At 59.2% G+C, this 17,747-nt stretch carries 18 protein-coding genes; 3 read left to right on the top strand and 15 right to left on the bottom strand.

Going from position 1 to position 17,747, the window contains the following annotated elements; genetic code table 11:
* Positions 1-2: 2 nt before the first annotated feature.
* The 3 genes from QGN31_RS10415 to QGN31_RS10405 all read left to right on the top strand — a co-directional run bounded on the left by QGN31_RS10415 (position 3) and on the right by QGN31_RS10405 (position 3,115).
* Positions 3-791 (top strand): ABC transporter permease, encoded by a 789-nt coding sequence (locus tag QGN31_RS10415; protein WP_080552501.1) that lies wholly within the window; start codon positions 3-5, stop codon positions 789-791.
* A gap of 107 nt (positions 792-898) precedes the next feature.
* Positions 899-1,810, top strand: a complete 912-nt coding sequence (locus QGN31_RS10410; RefSeq protein WP_142305486.1) for a glycosyltransferase family 2 protein — start codon at positions 899-901, stop codon at positions 1,808-1,810.
* Between the two features lie 327 nt (positions 1,811-2,137).
* Positions 2,138-3,115, top strand: coding sequence for a glycosyltransferase family 2 protein (locus QGN31_RS10405; protein WP_373306618.1), 978 nt, complete (start codon positions 2,138-2,140; stop codon positions 3,113-3,115).
* Between the two features lie 9 nt (positions 3,116-3,124).
* On the opposite strand, the gene QGN31_RS10400 is transcribed toward QGN31_RS10405, so the two are convergent.
* The 15 genes from QGN31_RS10400 to QGN31_RS10330 all read right to left on the bottom strand — a co-directional run bounded on the left by QGN31_RS10400 (position 3,125) and on the right by QGN31_RS10330 (position 17,430).
* A complete protein-coding gene (locus tag QGN31_RS10400) occupies positions 3,125-4,462 on the bottom strand; it encodes a class I adenylate-forming enzyme family protein (RefSeq protein WP_201359415.1) in 1,338 nt (445 codons plus the stop codon).
* Positions 4,463-4,503: 41 nt separating this feature from the next.
* Entirely contained in the window at positions 4,504-4,737 is a 234-nt protein-coding gene (locus QGN31_RS10395; protein ID WP_009953323.1) for an acyl carrier protein, read from the bottom strand.
* A complete protein-coding gene (locus tag QGN31_RS10390) occupies positions 4,730-6,505 on the bottom strand; it encodes an HAD-IIIC family phosphatase (protein WP_009953322.1) in 1,776 nt (591 codons plus the stop codon). The genes QGN31_RS10395 and QGN31_RS10390 overlap by 8 nt, the downstream gene beginning before the upstream one ends.
* Positions 6,502-7,704: an SDR family oxidoreductase gene (locus tag QGN31_RS10385; protein WP_201359410.1), complete on the bottom strand. Its 1,203-nt coding sequence runs from the start codon at positions 7,702-7,704 to the stop codon at positions 6,502-6,504. Before QGN31_RS10385 ends, QGN31_RS10390 begins: the two co-directional genes overlap by 4 nt.
* An 85-nt stretch (positions 7,705-7,789) precedes the next feature.
* Complete coding sequence (locus QGN31_RS10380) at positions 7,790-8,830, bottom strand: 3-oxoacyl-ACP synthase III family protein (RefSeq protein WP_201359411.1); 1,041 nt, start codon at positions 8,828-8,830, stop codon at positions 7,790-7,792.
* Positions 8,831-8,891: 61 nt separating this feature from the next.
* The gene (locus QGN31_RS10375) at positions 8,892-9,551 is read right to left on the bottom strand and encodes an MBL fold metallo-hydrolase (protein ID WP_201359412.1); all 660 of its coding nucleotides are present in this window, start codon (positions 9,549-9,551) and stop codon (positions 8,892-8,894) included.
* A gap of 72 nt (positions 9,552-9,623) precedes the next feature.
* Complete coding sequence (locus QGN31_RS10370) at positions 9,624-10,340, bottom strand: SDR family NAD(P)-dependent oxidoreductase (RefSeq protein ID WP_009953316.1); 717 nt, start codon at positions 10,338-10,340, stop codon at positions 9,624-9,626.
* A gap of 9 nt (positions 10,341-10,349) precedes the next feature.
* Positions 10,350-10,646 carry a hypothetical protein gene (locus tag QGN31_RS10365; protein WP_009953315.1) on the bottom strand — a complete coding sequence of 99 codons (297 nt, stop codon included), beginning with the start codon at positions 10,644-10,646 and terminating at the stop codon, positions 10,350-10,352.
* A 105-nt stretch (positions 10,647-10,751) separates the two neighbouring features.
* Positions 10,752-11,330, bottom strand: a complete 579-nt coding sequence (locus QGN31_RS10360) for a GNAT family N-acetyltransferase (RefSeq protein ID WP_142305484.1) — start codon at positions 11,328-11,330, stop codon at positions 10,752-10,754.
* 5 nt (positions 11,331-11,335) lie between these two features.
* On the bottom strand, positions 11,336-12,241 hold the full coding sequence (locus QGN31_RS10355; RefSeq protein ID WP_201359413.1) for a class I SAM-dependent methyltransferase: 906 nt from the start codon (positions 12,239-12,241) through the stop codon (positions 11,336-11,338).
* Positions 12,242-12,582: 341 nt separating this feature from the next.
* Entirely contained in the window at positions 12,583-13,548 is a 966-nt protein-coding gene (locus QGN31_RS10350; protein WP_050782786.1) for a sulfotransferase family protein, read from the bottom strand.
* 928 nt (positions 13,549-14,476) lie between these two features.
* Entirely contained in the window at positions 14,477-15,619 is a 1,143-nt protein-coding gene (locus QGN31_RS10345) for a DegT/DnrJ/EryC1/StrS family aminotransferase (protein WP_142305485.1), read from the bottom strand.
* 45 nt (positions 15,620-15,664) lie between these two features.
* A complete protein-coding gene (locus QGN31_RS10340) occupies positions 15,665-16,099 on the bottom strand; it encodes a sugar 3,4-ketoisomerase (protein WP_029384376.1) in 435 nt (144 codons plus the stop codon).
* The gene (locus QGN31_RS10335) at positions 16,096-16,509 is read right to left on the bottom strand and encodes a sugar 3,4-ketoisomerase (protein ID WP_009953309.1); all 414 of its coding nucleotides are present in this window, start codon (positions 16,507-16,509) and stop codon (positions 16,096-16,098) included. Before QGN31_RS10335 ends, QGN31_RS10340 begins: the two co-directional genes overlap by 4 nt.
* 240 nt (positions 16,510-16,749) lie before the next feature.
* The gene (locus tag QGN31_RS10330; protein WP_009953308.1) at positions 16,750-17,430 is read right to left on the bottom strand and encodes a hypothetical protein; all 681 of its coding nucleotides are present in this window, start codon (positions 17,428-17,430) and stop codon (positions 16,750-16,752) included.
* Positions 17,431-17,747: the final 317 nt, after the last annotated feature.

The following is a 17,747-nucleotide window of genomic DNA, read 5'->3' as shown; positions in this document are numbered from 1 at the left end:
TGATGCATCGCCTCGCGCCGCACGGTTCCCTGCTGATCGAAAGTTGGGTTCAGGCAGGACGACTCCTACTCCGATGGCGGCGTGACCAAGCGGTGCTGATGGGGTCGCTGCTGTTACCCGTCTTCCTCCTCTTCATCTACAAAATTGTGCTCGGCGAACAGGTGCACAAGGTGACTGGTGTCGACAGCATTTACGGCGTGGTCCCCATGTGCGCCGTGATTTCCGCACTTTTCGGCTCGCTGGGCAATTCGGTTGGGATCACCATGGACCGCGAGTCGCGCCTCCTCAGCAGGATGTGGATTCTGCCAATTCACCGAGCGAGCGCGGTCACCGGTTGGGTGATCGCCGAGGTCGTGCGTGCGTTCATCGGCACCATCTTGATCACCGTGATCGGGGTGGCAATGGGTTTGCGCTTCACGCACGGTTGGCCTGCGGCCCTACTTTTCCTTCTGACCCCGTCGATCGTGGTGACCGGGTTCACCGCTCTGGTGATGGCGATGGCGATCCGTAACAATGGCCGCACCGCGATGACTTGGCTCTTGGGCGTCACATTTGCGCTTGCGTTTGTCAATCCCGGTGCCACGCCAATCAAACTGTTCCCCGATTGGGCTCAGCCATTGATCCGCATGCAACCGATATCGCCGCCTATCGAGACCATGCGGTCATTAGCCTATGGCGGTCCAATCGGTGCGCCCTTCGTGACAACTTTGATTTGGGCTGTCGTGCTGCTCGCCGTGTTCCTCCCGCTTGCAGTGCGCGGATACCGGTTGTCCGCGGAGTCCAGCGCGTGACCGGCCCCGCCGACCAGCCTGGCCCTCCCGCTTCGGGCGTGGAACCCGCGGCCACTGACCGAATCGACGATGCGCAGGCCGCGCCACTGATTTCGGTGTGCGTGCCGATGTACAACAACGCGGCGACGATCGAGCGCTGTCTACGTAGCGTCCTGGATCAGCATGGCGTCGAGTTCGAGATCGTCATCGTCGACGACCAGTCGACAGACGATGGCGCCGCAATTGCCGCGACATTGCTCCGCGCCGGAGACCGCTTGATACGCAACGACGCTCGCCTGGGCCTGAACGGAAACCACAACAGATGTTTGGCACTTGCCCGTGGCGACTACATCCAGTTTCTGCACGGCGACGATTGGTTGCTCCCAGGAGCCCTGCAGACACTGGCCCGATCTTTTGACGACTCTGATGTCGGGATGGCCTTCGCACCCCGACGGGTGCAGACCGACGACCTGCCTTGGAGCGAGCGTCGCCGGGCACCTAGCAAGCTGCACGTCTACTTTGTGAAACTTCGGGCGCGAAATCGCGGGTCGTCATTGGTCCTGCAGATCGTGGCCCTATGGGGCGCAAGCGCCAATTTGATCGGCGAGCCGAGCTGCGTGATGTTCCGGCGGCGGCTGGCGGCGGACGCGGGAGGCTTACGGGACGACGTCTTTCAGACCGTGGACTTGGATTTCTGGTTGCGCCTTATGCTGCGATCAGCGGTTTGCTTTGTACCGCAAGAGCTCTCGGTACGTCATCACACCGCTACCACCGAGTCCGCGAACATCACCAAGTCCCATCGGCACTGGCTGGACCAGCTACGCATTCTGACGTGGATGATCGTGGACCCGGCATCCACACGCGCTGTCCGAGCCGCTGCAACGCCATGGTGGGCGCTTGTCTGGCTGGGACTGCTCTTCAAAGTGACGGCGTTCGGACCTCAGCGGTCCTCGCGGCTGAAGGCGTTGCTCGTGGCGCCCGCTAGTGAGTTCGCCCGGGCGAGGCGGTTTCGCGCTAATCTTACGCGTCCATCGCGATAGCCAACTGAGAAGCACGTCGCTCTTCGCCGTCACCGTCCAAAATTCGACGAGGGCTGCGAGCGCCGGTGTACGCTCACCGCGTGCCTCCCCTGATGATGGCCGACAGCAACACGCTCGTACATCGGGCGCCGCCTGGGACCGTAGGAGCTCGCAGTATCCGATTCAGGACTACTCGGAAGACGACTCTGCCCATCACAACGCTCGGGTCTTTGCGCGGGACGAATCCCCGTCTTGCGACGCTGCGGCTGAATCCGACACGCATTGTCTGCGAGTTTCTTCCAGGGCAGACACCCCACCGCAGGTACGGCCGGAAGGATTCTCACCACTTTGCCTGACGATGTATCGACATCAGTATCGGTGAATTCCAACGCTGAGGGTTCGCCAATCACCCCAACTATTTCGGTGTGCGTACCGATGTACAACAACGGCACGACGATCGAGCGTTGTCTGCGGAGCATCCTGGATCAAGACACTGAATACGAGCTCATCGTCGTTGACGACAACTCGCCGGACGATAGTGTCGCCATCGCCGAAAAGATGCTACGACCGGGAGACCGGCTGATACGCAACACGTCCAATCTGGGCGCGCACGGGAACCACATCAAATGCTTGGAACTCGCGCGCGGCAGTTACATCCAATACGTGCACGGCGATGACTGGTTGCTGCCCGGAGCTCTTCAGACACTCGCCCGGTGTTTCGATGATCCCTCTGTCGGACTGGCTTTCGCACCCCGACGCGTGTTGACTGATGACCTCGAGTGGCTACGCCGATGCGGCACACTGCATACGCGCTTTCGGAACTTGAAAGAACACAACGACGGTCAGTCTTTAGTCATGCAAATGGCGCTGCAGGGCCTCGCGACTAACTGGATCGGAGAGCCCACCAACGTTATGTTCCGGCGTCAACTGGCGCTCGACGCAGGAGGCATCCGCTCCGACATCGCTCATCTATCGGATTTGGACCTCTGGTTGCGTATGCTGCTGAGATCGGCGGCTTGCTTCGTCCCGCAAGAACTCTCAGTACGACAACATTCCCCGTTTACGGTACAAACTTTCGAGGCACGACCCTGGTGGCTTGACCGGCTGCGCCTTCTGACTTGGGTGATCGTTGATCCCGCATCACCCATCATGATCCGACTTACTGCGGGAATGTGGTGGGTGCCCGTCTGGCTGCTACGAGCTCTAGAAGTCATTGTCTACGGGCCGGACAGAGTCTCACGGATGAAAACGTTGATGCTCGCCCCCGTCCGTGAGTTCGCCCGAGCCCGGCGGCTCCGTGCCAACCTGAGGTGGAAGGAGTCGTAGTCCCGACGTCTATCTGCGAACTTTTTTAAACCTTGCGGAATACATTTCCGCCTCCATCAGCACCACTTTGGCCGGCACCTTGTAGTCAGCGAGCTTGGATAGACACGCCGAACGCACACGCGCACGTAGCTCCGACAGCGGTTCGGGCTCGGTAAGCGCCACGTGTGCCACCACGATCTGCCCGAGCAGTGTGTGTTTTTCTCCCTTAACAACCACGTCAGTGACGTTTGGTAGTTGCAAAATGACATCTTCGACCTCGGCCGGGTACACCTTCTGCCCCGCCACGTTTATTAGATCGGTCACGCGGCCCAAGATTTTGAACCAGTCGCCATCGACTTCCACACGATCTTGCGTGTTGAACCAGCCATCGTCATCAAAAGCAGACGGGGCGTTGAGGTAGCCGAGCATGCGGAACTCGGAGCGAACCCACAATATTCCTTCGCGCACCTGGGTCTCGAAACCCTGTCCCCCAATTCGGACCCAAAGCGAGCCATCCGGGCGTGACTGAGATCGCAGAACACCAACCTCCGAAAGTCCGTACGTCTGCTGCAATTCGACGTTGGGGAAGCGCTCGCGGATGCGATCCAGGGTGGCTTGCGGCATGGTTTCCGTGCCGTATGTGATGCGCTTCAACGAGCTCAGGTCGTAACGCGCCGGCAAGTCGGTCGCTGCGAGCATGGTCAGAAATGAGGGAGTTGTCGGCAGCAGGTCGACGCTGTACTTCTCGATTGCCGCACATATGGTCTGCAAGAGACGGTTTTCGGTCGTAACTACGGTGCCTAGGCTGCTGGTGATGGCAAGGATGGTGTTGATTCCGCCGAAGTGGTCAAGCAGGAGGAATGGAACCGCCACGACTGGCGCGCGCTGTACCTTGAACCGGTCCACGACTCGCGAAAAGTCATACAGCATGCCTTTAGGCTTGCCGGTCGATCCAGATGAGAACAACACCAGGCCTGGGTTTTTTGTCCGGCGGAATTCAGTCATCAACTCGCTGGCGACGGGCACAGAATGTGTTTCCATCTCCCAAGTAACGCCGTTCGGGGAGAAGGTGATCCGACGGGTACAGCCTGAGATGCTGAGCACCTCATCCTCTTCAATCACCGACCCGCGCGTCATGGGCACGACGGTTGCGCGAAGCCTCGCTAGGGCCAGCATCAGGCACACGACTTCAGGCGCGTAGTCAGCCAGAACCACCACCGTGTCGTGGTTCCCGACGCCGGCCTGCCGAAGTTGGAGTTCCAGCCTGGAGATGCGATCCACCATCTGGCCATAACTGAACGGCATCCCGTGGTGAATGAAAGCCGTTCTCTCACCTGCACTTACGAAGCGCTCGATGAGCCAATCCATCGTGGCGTCCACGAAAAGCCTTTCTGGAAGGGCATTCGCGTTCAGGCAACCTGCTCTTGCAGTACTAATGAGAGAAGCTTGAACGAGGTCGCGTTCGCGGCGTCTTCATCTGGAAACGACACACCGAACTCTTCTTCGAGCGCCAGCACCAAGCTCATCTGACGTAGCGAGTTCCAACTCTCGATACTGTCCATGCTGGCGTCGTCGCTGATCGTGGACACATCCACACCCAGAACCGCGGCCATCACCTCTTTGAGCTTTGCCTCATCAACCATCAATCAACTCCACCCAATCCCTATCTGCCGGCCGAAAGTCGTCCAGTTGGACTTCGTAACGGCGGCAACCGTCCTCGGATTCTTCCACCATTGAGAGGCCGAGCCGGTCAAAGAAGTCTGCCACCTGTGTGTTTTTCGCAGTGGGCAGATAACTGGCCGACAAGGCGCGAGTACCGCGTATTCGTGTGTCATCAAGGATGGCACGCCACACAGCAAACTCAACCCCCCGTCCGATCACTCGGCAACTCATCAAGAACGCGTCTACCACGGCGTGTTCGCTGGCGAAGTCCACCACGATCACGCCTGTGATGCCGCAATTCCCAAACCGATCGCTAACCTCAAACGAGTACACGGTGCTGTCCGCGCGGTCCATTAGCGCGACAATTTCGCCCGGAGTGTAACGGCGCGTGGTCAAATTGAACTGGTTTGATTTTTGGGTCAGTTCGGCTATGCGGGGAATCTGCTCGCGCGCGTCGCGGTAGATGCGCACCTCCAAGTCCAACGAGCGTAGGTAATCCTCTTGATTCGCGAAGTTCGCTTGCGCAGCGGATGACTCGGCCAGCAGTCTGTAGTGACGCGTCTTATTTTCGCTCTCGCTGACTACTCCGCCGGCCACGCAGAGCGCGGTCACGTCGCGCAGCATCGCCGGGTAGTCGCTCAACTTCTTCGGGACCTGAAATACCCTGACTTGGGGCAACTGTGCGCGAACGGCCTCCAACTCGAATACGGAGTCGTCGATAAATATGAAACTCTCCGGTCCGAGGTTCAGCTCCTTCGCTAGGGCTTGCAGGTTCGCAACCTTCGGCTCCCAATTCACCTTCTTGGCCGCGAAGTGTTCATCCTTCAGCACCGCGTTAGGGTGCGTCGCAAACACTTCGTCCACATCTGCGGCGTTATTCTTAGTGCATAGGCAGAGCAAAATCCCAATTGATTCGAGCTGGCGAAGCTGTTGCTGCACAGTCCAAAAGACATTGCCTGGGTAGTCGTACGGATCGAGCCCGATGCCGGTCGGCCCATCTTCCCCGACGATGCCTCCCCAAAGCGTGTTGTCGCAGTCCAATGCCACAACTTTGTAGAAGTACGAATCAAAGCCACGCGTGGCCAGCGCGAAGCGGCGCGCGAACTCATCAAAGAAGGCGGGGGTGTATGGGGCCTTGCCCGAGTAATAGAACCGCGCGTCTAATGCGGTTTTCTCCCCGAGGTGAGTCACGATCCCTGCGGTGTCGAAAAACTGTGCGTTGGCTTGCCCGTCGGACAACGCCTTCATTGCACGATTGAATTCGAGCAACAACTCCCCTGCGGCTCCGTAAGGCCTGGAGTTCCACAGATGGGCGCCGGCAAGCGTCAAACGGCCTACGGACGCGGTTTCGCCTACTGCGAGCTTGAGTTTGGAGAGCCAGGCCTGCATTCTCTCCTGCTGCTCATTGGTCGTGAGCCCGTCGAGTTGAGATTCCCACGCAGCGTAGAGGTTGTCGAAAAATGGGATCACAAGCACGTGGTCAACGCCCTGGGTCACAAAGTCCGTGACGTCGTTCAGCAGATCGTCGTAGGAGCCCGTAATCACTTCCAACTTGACGTCCGCGATGTACGCATAGCGACGGAGATACGTGCCCAGAAGCTCTACCGAGATGTTGGCGGCGATTCCGAGCTTGACCGTCCGGCCGGTATGTTTTGCCTCGTCAAGAGTGGACAACGCCTTAAGCACATCGGTCATGGCCGCGGTTGGGTCGCGCAGAATCTCCAAGGCTTCAGTGCGAGCATCACTCACGACATCGTTCCCCCGCCATTCACCTTCAGGCTTTGCCCCGTGATGTAGGAGGCCTGATCGGATAGCAAAAAGGCGACGGCCCCCGCCGTATCTTCCGGCGTACCCAAGCGGCGCAACGGTTTTAGACGCGCTGTCATCAGCTGCTGCTTTTCAGAAATGCCGCTGATAAATCTGGTGTCCGTCATACCCGGGGAGACGCAGTTGATCGTGATCCCCTGCGGGCCAAGCTCTGCGGCGAGGTACCGCGCCATCGTCGCCAGAGCGCCCTTGGCCGTGGCGTAAGCCGTCCACCCGCTCACGGGGGCGCCGTCGATGGATTCCGATGTAATGCAAACGATGCGGCCTCCCCCGTTATCCGCCATGAGCGGCGCGACCGCTTGGACCGACAGGAACGCGCTTTTAACCTGTACATCGAGATGCTCTTGCACTTCGGCCCAGCGCATCTCGGCGAGCGGCTTGGGGACGATACGTGGTGAGGCGGCGTTGATGAGCGCACTCACTCCCCCAAAGTGCCGTCTCGCGGCGTCGTTCAATCGCCTGCACCCTTCCGCAGTGGACACGTCCGCCTGTACTGCTACCGCACGCGTCCTAGGCGGCTCGATTGTGTTTAGTTGGCGCACCAGCGCATCGGCTCGATCGCGGCTGTTCAGATAGTTGACAACAAGGGAGTACCCATCAGTGGCGAGCATTTCACAGATTGCGCTACCGATACCCCCGCCCCCGCCGGTGACGATCGCGACCTTGAGCGTCGGCTTCGGTGTCACAACATTGGCCTCGGGCGCTTCGAGCAACTTGACCTTGCCCTGGCCTTTTAACACCGTTTGGCCGTGTTGGTTGGTGATCCGCATGTCCAGCTCTAGCAGGCGGTCGCGGGCGTGTTTGCGCACCACGGTGCAGGCCACACTGAGCGTGTCACCTAGGCGCACCGGCAAGCTGAAGTCGAATGACTGCGATACCCACAACGCGCCTGGCCCTGGAAGTTTCGTGCCTATGACGGTTGAGATGAACGATGCGCCCAGCATGCCATGGACGACGATCTCTTTGAAGGGCGTGCGGTTCGCAAACTCGGCATCTACGTGCAGGGGGTTGTCATCCCCGGTGAGCTCAACGAACCTTCGAATTTCGACATCGGTGACGGTTTTGACCACCGAAGCAGTGTCGCCCTCTTTTACGTCGTCAAAATTGGTGAACACGGTCATCGCAATCCTCGGTCAATCACCACACCGGCCGAGCCGAGGAACGGATGCGCACCAGCTCGGTGGACACACTTCCGCGCGACCCGCCTCATTGGGGTATCTCCAAAGTCCAATCCCATACGCTCGCCGCGAAATTGAACCCCGCGCCCACGCCGGCTAGCACCACGCGCTGGCCTCGGCTCAACTTGCGTTTGTGCACCGCTTCGCTCAGTGCGATTGCAAGCGATGCCGAGCCAGTGTTACCCACCTCGGCGACGTTGGCATATGTCTTATCCAAACCGAATCCCATTTTTTTCACGAGGTATTCGATCAAGCGCAGATTCGCCTGGTGGAACACGACGAAGTCGATGTCGCTGATCTCGTAGCCCGACTTGGCGACTGCCTTGCGAATGGTGGGGGGCAGATGAGTGATGGCCTGCTTCCACGTCGCAATACCGTTCATCTCCATCAAGTCCACCGCGCGATCGAACGGCCGACCGTTCGTGGGAAACATCGAGCCTCCGCCGCGCTGGCGCACGGCATCGAAGTTCGAGCTGTCCGTGTGGAAGGCGGAGTGGCGGATGCCGCCTTGCTGCACTCGGCTCAGTACGGCTGCACCGGCGCCATCACTGAGGTATATGGCGGTGTTGACGTCGCTGCCATCGATGTAGCGGCTAAGCATTTCAACGCCGATAACCAGCGCGTAGCGCACAGTGTCGTCCACCTTCATGCGATCGGACGCTGCCGTCAACCCTGTGACGAAGCCCGAGCAGTTGGCTTGCACATCGTAGATCTGTGCGTGCTTTGCCTCGAGCTGCTGCTGCACCTTGGCGGAGACCGGCGGATAGATGTAGTCCCCAGAGAAGGTGCAACAGATAATGACGTCTAGTTGCTCGGCGGTGACTTGCGCCATCGCCATCGCCTGCTTAGCTGCGGCCACTGCGAACCCCCACGCGGTGTCTTGCGGGTCTGCAATACGGCGCTGGCGGATACCAGTTTTTTCTTCGATCCAGTCAGGCGTAATGGTTTGTGCCGGGTCCAGCTTCTGGCACAGCTCGTCGTTGCCGACCACTCGCGCAGGTAGGTGGTGGCCCACTCCGACGATGGAAACGGCGGGCAATGGGACGGCAGAAGTCGGAACAGAGTTCATAGCGTAAAGGTTTGCAACCCTCTCAGTGACAGGCGTGCGCTACGTCGGCGTGCAGTGCGGGTCAATCGATCTCCGCCATGAACTCGCGCAGCTTGTGGTTCTTTTCGTGAATGTCTTTCAGCGTCGCGCTACTGCCGTGTCCCGGTAGTACGAGCATCTCGTCGCCCACACGGGTGAACAGGCGACGCAGCGAGCGGCGCAGCGTCCGCGAGTCCTCGCCAGGCAATTGAGATAGGCCAATTCGCTTGGCATACAGCGAGTCTCCAGAGAAGAGCAAACCATCCACCTCGATGACAGCGCTGCCGGGGGTGTGACCCGGCACTGAATGAAAGAGGAAAGACCGCCCGCCGCACTCTAGAAGTGAGTCCTCGCCCTCTATCACCTGGAAATCCGGCAGTTCGATTCGTTTTTCGATCTTAAAAGCGGCCATCATGAAGTTAGACATTTTGGCCGCCTTTATATCGGCCGCACAAAGGTAGACGGGGATGTGGTGCTGCGATTGCAGTTGAGCCGCTCCGCCTACATGGTCGAAGTGGCCGTGAGTGCACAGCACAGCTTCAGGGGCCCAGTCGAGGTCGTTCAGCTTCTTCTCCAACGACGCGGAATCCAGTCCTGGGTCGACGATCACACAACGACCAGGTGCGCCAGAGGCTAAAAGGTACGTATTTGAGGAAAAGCCTTGGTTTGCCACGATTTGCAAAGCGCCGGCGCTGGTAGTCATTTCTGTCAGGCCGCCTCCGTGCAGCAGCGTCGAAGGCGCTGCACAAACGATGTTGAACGCGATATAAGCATCTCAATGTACCCCGCCGAGGTACACCGTCTGCGCAGTGATACACCCGCTGCCAGGTCCACAAAAGAAATCGAGCACATGCGCCACGTCTTCACGCGTCGCCATGCGCGCAAGCGGCAGGGCGGCGATCACGGCATTGACTTTATCGCGCGGTAGCTGGCTTAACATGTCAGTTTCGAAGGCGCTGATCCCGAGCGTGTTACAGGTGATGTTCGTGGTGGCCAGTTCCTTTGCCATTATGTTGGCGAGAGTGGTGACCGCAGCCTTGGTGGCAGCGTAGACCGAGTCGCCCATGGGCTCTAGGCTCACGGCCATCGAGCTCACGCTGACGATGCGACCCCATTTACCCTTGCGCATGAGCTTCGCGGCCTCGCGTGAGACGAGGAACGTGCCTAACAAATTCGTTTCGACCATGGCCTGGGCCGACGCGGCCGGCAGTATCATTGCGTACTGCGAGGTCAGCACAGCGGCGTTGTTGACGCAGATGTCCAGCTTGCCGAAACGCTTGCGAATTTCTTCGAAACCAGCGCTGACTGAACTTGCGTCCCCGATGTCGACGGCTACGTCGTAGCGACGGTCCGACTTGGGAACTTCATCGACATGGCGACTAAACCCCACCACGTGCGCCCCGCGCCGCTCGAAATGTTCAGCGACCACGGCGCCCAGACCCCGACGCGCGCCGGTTACCAACACCACCTTTTCGTCATAGCTTGCGGACATCGCCGTTACTCAGTCGCCCAGCAGTTCGAGTATGTAGGCGGTCAGTGTCGAGACGTTCAGAAATGGAACCGGATCGCGCTCCATAGCTGCGTCGTCTGTCAGGCTGACGGGATGGCCGAATTCGTCGGCGGACAGCGTCTCGATGTCAACCATGACTGAGACGAGTTCAAGTGAATTCAACGAGGCATCGGGTCCAAAAAGGGCCGTGCCAGGACCGACGTCGATCTGCTCATCCGACGCGCGCTCTTTGTTCAACGTTTCGAGAGCCTGAAAAATGATGCGTTCGACTGCTTCTTTGTTGCTCATGCTTGGACTCCGTTGCATCTCTTGATTTTTGCCCGGGGAACCGCCCACGCCGCCCGACCGGCACGCAGGACGGGCGTGTTGGCAACAAGCGTTCCTAAACGCACCTCACTTCGCCTTTCTTGCCGCTTTGATAAAGACCTCCATATTTGGCTTCGTCTTTGCCGCGTACTCTTCGGCCAGCAAACCAAAAATTACCGCGTCCTGGAATTTTCCGTTTATGAAATAGTGGTTACGCAACCGTCCCTCTTCGGTCATCCCCATGAATTTCTGCCACTTGATCATTAGCTTGTTGTCGGACGCGACAGATCCATGCACTCGTTGTAATCCCAGCTTGCCGAACGCCAGTTCGTAGACGAGCTTCATGGCCTCTACCGCTACCGGCAGGCCGCGCACTGCCTCTTCATCCCCGATCAAGAAGCGTCCCGGTTCAGCACGGCGGTGCGTGGTATCGACGCCAGTCAGAGAGACCATACCTACGCGACGGCCATCTTTTAGCTCAATGATGAAGTTATATTCCGAAGCGGGCCGCGTGGCGATCCAATTCGTTTGCTGCTCAAGGCTCTGCGGAGCGGCGTTCAAGTTGGCCGCGCGCGCGCTTTTGCGCCACGTAAAGGTCAGTGAAGCGTCATCCACCGCTATCGGCCGCAGGGTGACGAATTCGCCCTCGAGGGTGATGTCTGCCATGAAGCTCAGCGCTCCGGGGTGCACACCATAGCCATTGCGCCGGGGACGGGCACGCCCCGCGTCGGAGCTGGGTAGGCGTTGGCGAAGTAGTAGTGCTCCACGTGCAGGCCGGATTCCTCGGCTTGCGCGAGGACGTCCTCGGCATTTCGGTAGAGGTAAATATGGTCTGCGTTGGCCGCGTTGAGCGCGGCGGTGATGAAGAGCTTGCCGGCGGGGGCGGTCATGTTCTTCAGGGCTCGCAGTAACGCCACGGGGTCTTCGAGGTGTTCAAGCACCTCCACGCAGATCACGTGACTAATTTGGTCTTCCGGTGGGTGCGCGATAACGTCGCGCAAGCTGGTGTCATAGCGATCCAACAGCCCGAAAGCCTCTAGGTGAGCGAGGGTGAAATTGACCGAGACCGGACTCAGGTCGTAACCAACGCCTTCCGCCTTCGACACTGCCTGCAAAGCAGTGCGGGAGTACACACCTGTGCCGATACCGACCTCGGCAAAACGGGGTCGGGCCTCTTTAGCCAGCGAGGGCAAGAAGAACCGCTCGAAATACTGCAACTGCAGGTAGTGATGCGGCCATAGGTAATGAGAGAGCAGCAGCCCCGGCAAGTACTGCGTGTGCATGTACTCATCGTTCAGGTAAACCTCTTGCGCAGCCTCGGCGAACGTCTTGGCAGGGTATTCGCGTTCCACCTCGAAGCGCCGTTGGCGGCGCATCGAGTCCACCGCAAAGGCGGCATAACCCTTGACCGCGTCGGCCATCGCCAGTGGATCACGGTAGACGCGGGCCAGTAGCTGCTCGAAGGCGTTGTCCCATTCAGAACCGAACTCAACGCTGGCCCGTTCAATGCTGCCGCGCGCAAAGCGGGCCTGCGTCTCGATGAGGGCCTGCGCGGCCTGGGTGTACTCGCGGGTCATCGGTTGAATCCCGTCCTCGTCGATTCCAGTCAGGCGTGGGCCCCCCAGGCCCAGCGAGAGTGGAGCGCGTTGGGTCGTTGGCATCGTATAGCGCGTTCACTTAGACAAAGAAAGCTGTGTTCATCCCCCTGGAAGCCATCATGTCAAACCGCCCGACGATCAATCGGAAAGCCCAGGGTCGCATACACGTCGGCCGTACCAAGCCGAATTGAAGAGTCGGCTTTGTTGACGTCGCCCGTGATGATCACTCTGTCCGCCCTATCGCAGCACATGTCGTCAGAGGTCGCCTTCCGGGGCCCCGAAGTCCCGAACGCGCGAGCGGGTTGCCGTCTCCCGAGCGGTCAGCGGGCATCGCGGCGGCGACGCACCTCGATACTCAAGCCGCGAACACCGCCGTGACGACGTAGCTCGATGATCACGTTACGTCGCGGTAAGAGGCGCAGGAGCACTGCGTTGGGCGGAGGCATTTGGTCCCGGAAATCCTCGCTGAAATCCCTGAAGGCCGTTCGGAAAGCATGTTCGCTCGCCCGATAGGCGTCGTAAACACGATTCAGCGCGGACTCTTGCCAGGGCTCGTCACGCGCGGCCGCTCGGGCCGTCTGATAGACGGTGGAAACCCAATCTGTACCGAATGGCTCCGGCACCGGACCGTAGTCGCGATTGCGATGAAGATCCCTCGTGAGGAACTCGTCGATTGCGCACTCATCGCGGTGGGCCAGGTCGATTCCGAGCGCAGCGGAAATCCGTTTAATTTCGCGGCGCCAGTCGTCGAGAAGGTTGGCATACTCGACAAATACGCGTGGCACGCCGCGCGTATTCCGCTCGGCCAGAAGGTTGTACTTGAGCCACATGGCGCTCGGAAGCGCATGCGGAAGCTCCGGTGAGAGCCTCCGACTCGCCGCAACTGACGCGATGACCTCCTGTGGGCGGCGCAAGGCGACCACGACCGCGATGTCGAATCCTGCCTGTCGCGCCGCCGCAAACCACATCTCCGAAAGTGCCGTTATATAGAGGTCTTTAATCACTACAAGTGGCGCGTACGGCAGCGTCGTGAGGAAAGCCTTAATCTTGTCGATGAAGGCGGTCTTTTCTTCGACACCGATTGCGCCGTCTTCCTGCAAACGCAGTGAGGGGTCGGCATCGGTGCTGTAGTGGCTGCGCAGCATATGGCCGTTGAGATGGTGAGTCTCACGCGGTTCCCAGTAGCCACGCGGATTATAGGAGTCGGCGACTTCGAGCTCGGGCGGAAGCGTAGCGCCGCACAGCGAGAGGACACGCGTGAGCGCCGACGTTCCGGACCGAGGCATGCCGAGAACGAATAAGGCGACCGGTCGGCGTCTGATCCCCGTGGGTGCGGCGTGGACGCTCAAGGGTACATCGTGGCGATTGAGAGGGGACGCGGGGCAACGGCGCGACACCGGGCGTCTGACGGTTCGAAAAGCGCTTCATGGCATCGAGCGAGCGGAACGCTGCTGCCTAGCGAGTTGGTCGTTTTCATCGCTGCATCAATGCGATGGGTCTGCACTGTCCTCGGATGGAACGGATGAGACACTGCGGCTCTGGTCGCGGCAGTGCGTCGACGGTGCTCATCAAGGCGATATCTTACGCGTGCGTCAGAAATGACGGCAATAGGGCACGCCCACATTCACATAACTTCACCCGCGGCATTCACGAACTTCACCCGCAACGAAATCCGGTGGCTCAGCGTTCAACTCGCCCTTCCGGCAGTCATCCGGGCGATGTGGCGACACTCGTTGGTGGCACGAAAACGGGCCGCGTCCAACCGCTTTAGAAGCCAACGTGGTGAACCCTTGATGCGTTCGGCTAAGCCCGCTGCGGCAAGTTGAATGCTATGCACCTGCCACACAGCGCATCCCACTGCCGGCGGCCGTTTGGCTTAAACGCCGATGGCTACCAGACCTGGTCACCGTAGCAACATAGGACCCAGCTTCCGTCAGGAGCCGTATCGACCTAGCAACTTCCCGCGTCGCAGATTTTCCGCGGCAGATCGGGGGCGTGTGTATGGCAAGGCAAGCGCCGCGCGCGCCTCACTGCGCTGCTGGGTTGAAAGTGTGCAAACGCATGGACGTAGCTAATATTTGCTGCGGACTATCGCTAACCTTGTCGCGACTGAGACCGGCACCGCCACGAGAAAACGTGCGCGCTCCGGATTGGGCGATTCTTGCGTTTACCGGCACGACCGCGCCCGCAAGCCATTACGAGCAAAAACTGACGTCACGTCACGTCGCCGTTGTCCGGACTTGACGTAAACGATCGGCAGGCGTCAACCACGCGGGAGATGTCTTCGTCCCGCAGATGGGGGCCCATGGGCAGGCTCAGGTGAGTTCGAGCTGCCTGTTCCGTGATGGGGAAGGCGCCCTCGCCGAGCTCTAGTGATGCAAACGCACCAGACCTGTGCGGTGGGATCGGGTAGTGCACCAGAGTCTGAATCCCTCTGGTAGTCAGGTGGTTCTGTAATTCATCGCGCAACGCATGGTCGACGACATAGAGATGCCAGACATGATCCCGATTGGGCGCGACCGCCGGCAAGCGAAGTCCGGGCACGTCCGCGAGTTCGTCGGTGTAGCGTTTTGCGATCGCGTGCCGACGAGCATTCCAGTCGTCGAGGTGCTGCAATTTGACGCGCAGAACCGCTGCTTGGATCTCGTCGAGCCGTGAATTCGCCCCAAGCAGGTCATGAACGTATTTTCTGCTGCTGCCATAGTTCCCGAGTGACCGGACACGAGCAGCAGTACCTGCGTCGTCGGTAGTTACGGCTCCCCCGTCACCAAGTGCCCCAAGGTTTTTCCCGGGATAGAAGCTCCAGGCCACCGCGTCGCTGTGAGCGCCAATGCGCCGGCCGCTGTAGCGCGCACCATGCGCCTGCGCCGCATCCTCTACTACTACCAATCCGTGTTTCTTTGCCATGTCGAGAAGTTCCGCAAGGTCCGCCGGTTGGCCGAAGAGGTGTACGGGAACGAGGGCGCGGGTGCGCGGGGTAATGGACTCAGCTACGCGAGCGGGATCAAGGTTCCACTGGCCGACGACCGGCTCCACACCCACTGGCCGAGCACCGGTGTGTGCCACCGCGATCCATGTGGCGATGAAAGTATGTGCCGGAACGATAACTTCATCGCCCGGCCCGATCCCAAGCGCTTTCAATGCGAGAGTAATAGCATCCAAGCCATTGCCAACCCCAACGGCATGTCGGGCCTCAGTGAATTCAGCAAACTCCCGTTCAAACGCCGCCGTCTCTTCGCCGAGTACGTACCAGCCGCTGCGCACGACCCGCTCGACTGCTTCCCGCACAGGTGCATCGATTTCCTGCGTGGCGGCGCGAACATCGAGAAAGGGCACCTGTGCAGGGAGGTCAGGCATGACGATGCCCTGCTTCGACTACGCGGCTGACAGACCGTAGCCCGATCAACCGCCATCACCCCCATCGGCACGGGTGCGGACCATCGACAAGAAATCCCCATAGTCTCGGATGTAGTCGCGTTCGTCGTAGGGTAGCGAGGCGAACACCAAACATATGGCTCCGGTGCAGAAGCCGGTGATCTCGCGCCAGATCATGCTCGGCAGGTAAAGGCCATAGTACGAGCGGTCGAGTGAAACCGTCCGCTGGTTCTCTCCGTCGTCGAGGGTGACCGCGAACGACCCCGAAGCTGCAACGATCAATTGTTGCAACTCTCGATGTGCGTGGCCACCGCGCTCTGCGCCGCCAGGAACGTCGTATAGGTAGTAGACCCGCTTGATTGCAAAAGGGACGTGGACCTCGCCATAGAGGGGAGACAGAGTGCCGCTGGTACTTTCGATTTTGTCCAGATCCACCAGTCTGCATTCGTCTACGCGGCTCATTGCTCATTCCTGAGCCGCAGAAAGTCACCATAATCGCGTACGTAATCGGCAGGTGTGAATGGGTCAGAAGCGAGGACGAGCGCCACCGAGTTCGTGGAGAAGTTGATCATTTCCCGCCATATGAGGTTAGGAACGAAAAGAGCATGGTAGGACCGGTTCAACACATAACGCACTTGATGGGAACCATCGTCCAATGTGACCTCGAAACTCCCTGACAGCGCAAGGATCAACTCCTGGCCTGTCCGGTAAGCATGTCCTCCGCGCATCGAGCCGCCCGGGACGTCATAAATCCAGAAGGCTCGTTCTACTTCAAAGGGCAGATACTCCCCCGATTCGATGAAGGTGAGGTTGCCTCGTGGATCGTGAATTTTGGGTAGATCGATCAGCCGGCAGTCGTTGGTGCTGATCATGGATGGCCTTGCAGCTTCGGATTTAATTGCAGTGCGACAGCAAACTCGAGAGTCGGCCGCGAGTGGGAGCGTCTGCCGCACACAGGTTGCAGTACGGCCAGCTTCACCCCGCGTAGTTTTCCGACTGCAATCTTTTGCACTAATGCCTCCCGCAAAAAGCGATACAAACTCGTTCCGGACCAGCGCTAACGCACTACGCAGTAGTGGATATCAGATGTAGTTGCAATTCCATCCCATAAGCTATTCGCGTGTAAAAATGAAGGCCTGGTTCCTGAAGTTCCGCAGCCTGCCAAAGCGGCCGCAGTCCTTCTTGTACACCAGCTTAAATCCGAGCTGAGAGACCTTTGCCTCGAGGTCGGCGTCTGTGATGCCCCACTGCCAAACGCCGGGGAAGTCGCGCCACGTCCTGTCCATATCAGGGTGCTTCTCATTAAGCTTCTCGAAAAGGTTTTCGTACTCCTCTACTCGGCGACTGTGGGGCACGTTACGGAAGTATTCTTTCTCGCCTAAATCCAGCAGGCGGACGGTTTCTTCCGAACCCGTCCATTGCTGGTTATAAATCAACAGCGAATTCGTCTGCTTTGCGTACATCTCGAGTATTGCATCCCAGTCAGGGGACACCTGGTGCAGCAATACATCGAACAAGAAGACCGCATCCACGTTACCGACTTGGTCGGCCACGGCTTGATCGCCAAAATTGCCGCCAATAAGGCGAAGCTGCGGATGGGACTGTGCCCGCGCGCTGACCGTCGGAGTGACATTGAGGTCGACCAGTGCTGCATCCTTTATCTGGTGTGTCTCCAACGCATGAAATGTGTACGCGCCTTCGACCCTCCAAACAGCGCCCAAGTCCGCGAACGATTGGATGCCTAGAGAGGTGAATGCCCGGTCTATGAGCTCGATTTTGTCTTTGCTAACCACTCGTCGAGCAAGTTGAAACACTGGTTCCCCTCCAGGATGATCGCTTGTTGGTCGACGCGCACAATACGTCTTACTATCCGATTGGGCGCTTTGCAGCCAGCTACTCGCTCACCTTACAGGCCGAGTCGCGCGATCTCCGGTGTTTGGTTGTCGCCATGAACCGTCCACACGGCGGCACCGCATCGCCACAAGTTCGACCTGCTACATCAAACTCTGTCGTGCAGTCGGCTGCTGGGCTCAAGGATGAATGCGTTACCAACGGTCGCTTCCGTCGGTCAGTACAAGAGCGCGGTGGTCATTGACCGCGGCAGAAACCA

The organism is Mycobacterium sp. 2-64, from assembly GCF_035918375.1.
In the GTDB taxonomy this organism is placed as follows: domain Bacteria; phylum Actinomycetota; class Actinomycetes; order Mycobacteriales; family Mycobacteriaceae; genus Mycobacterium; species Mycobacterium intracellulare.
This window is presented reverse-complemented; position numbering and strand designations above follow the sequence as displayed.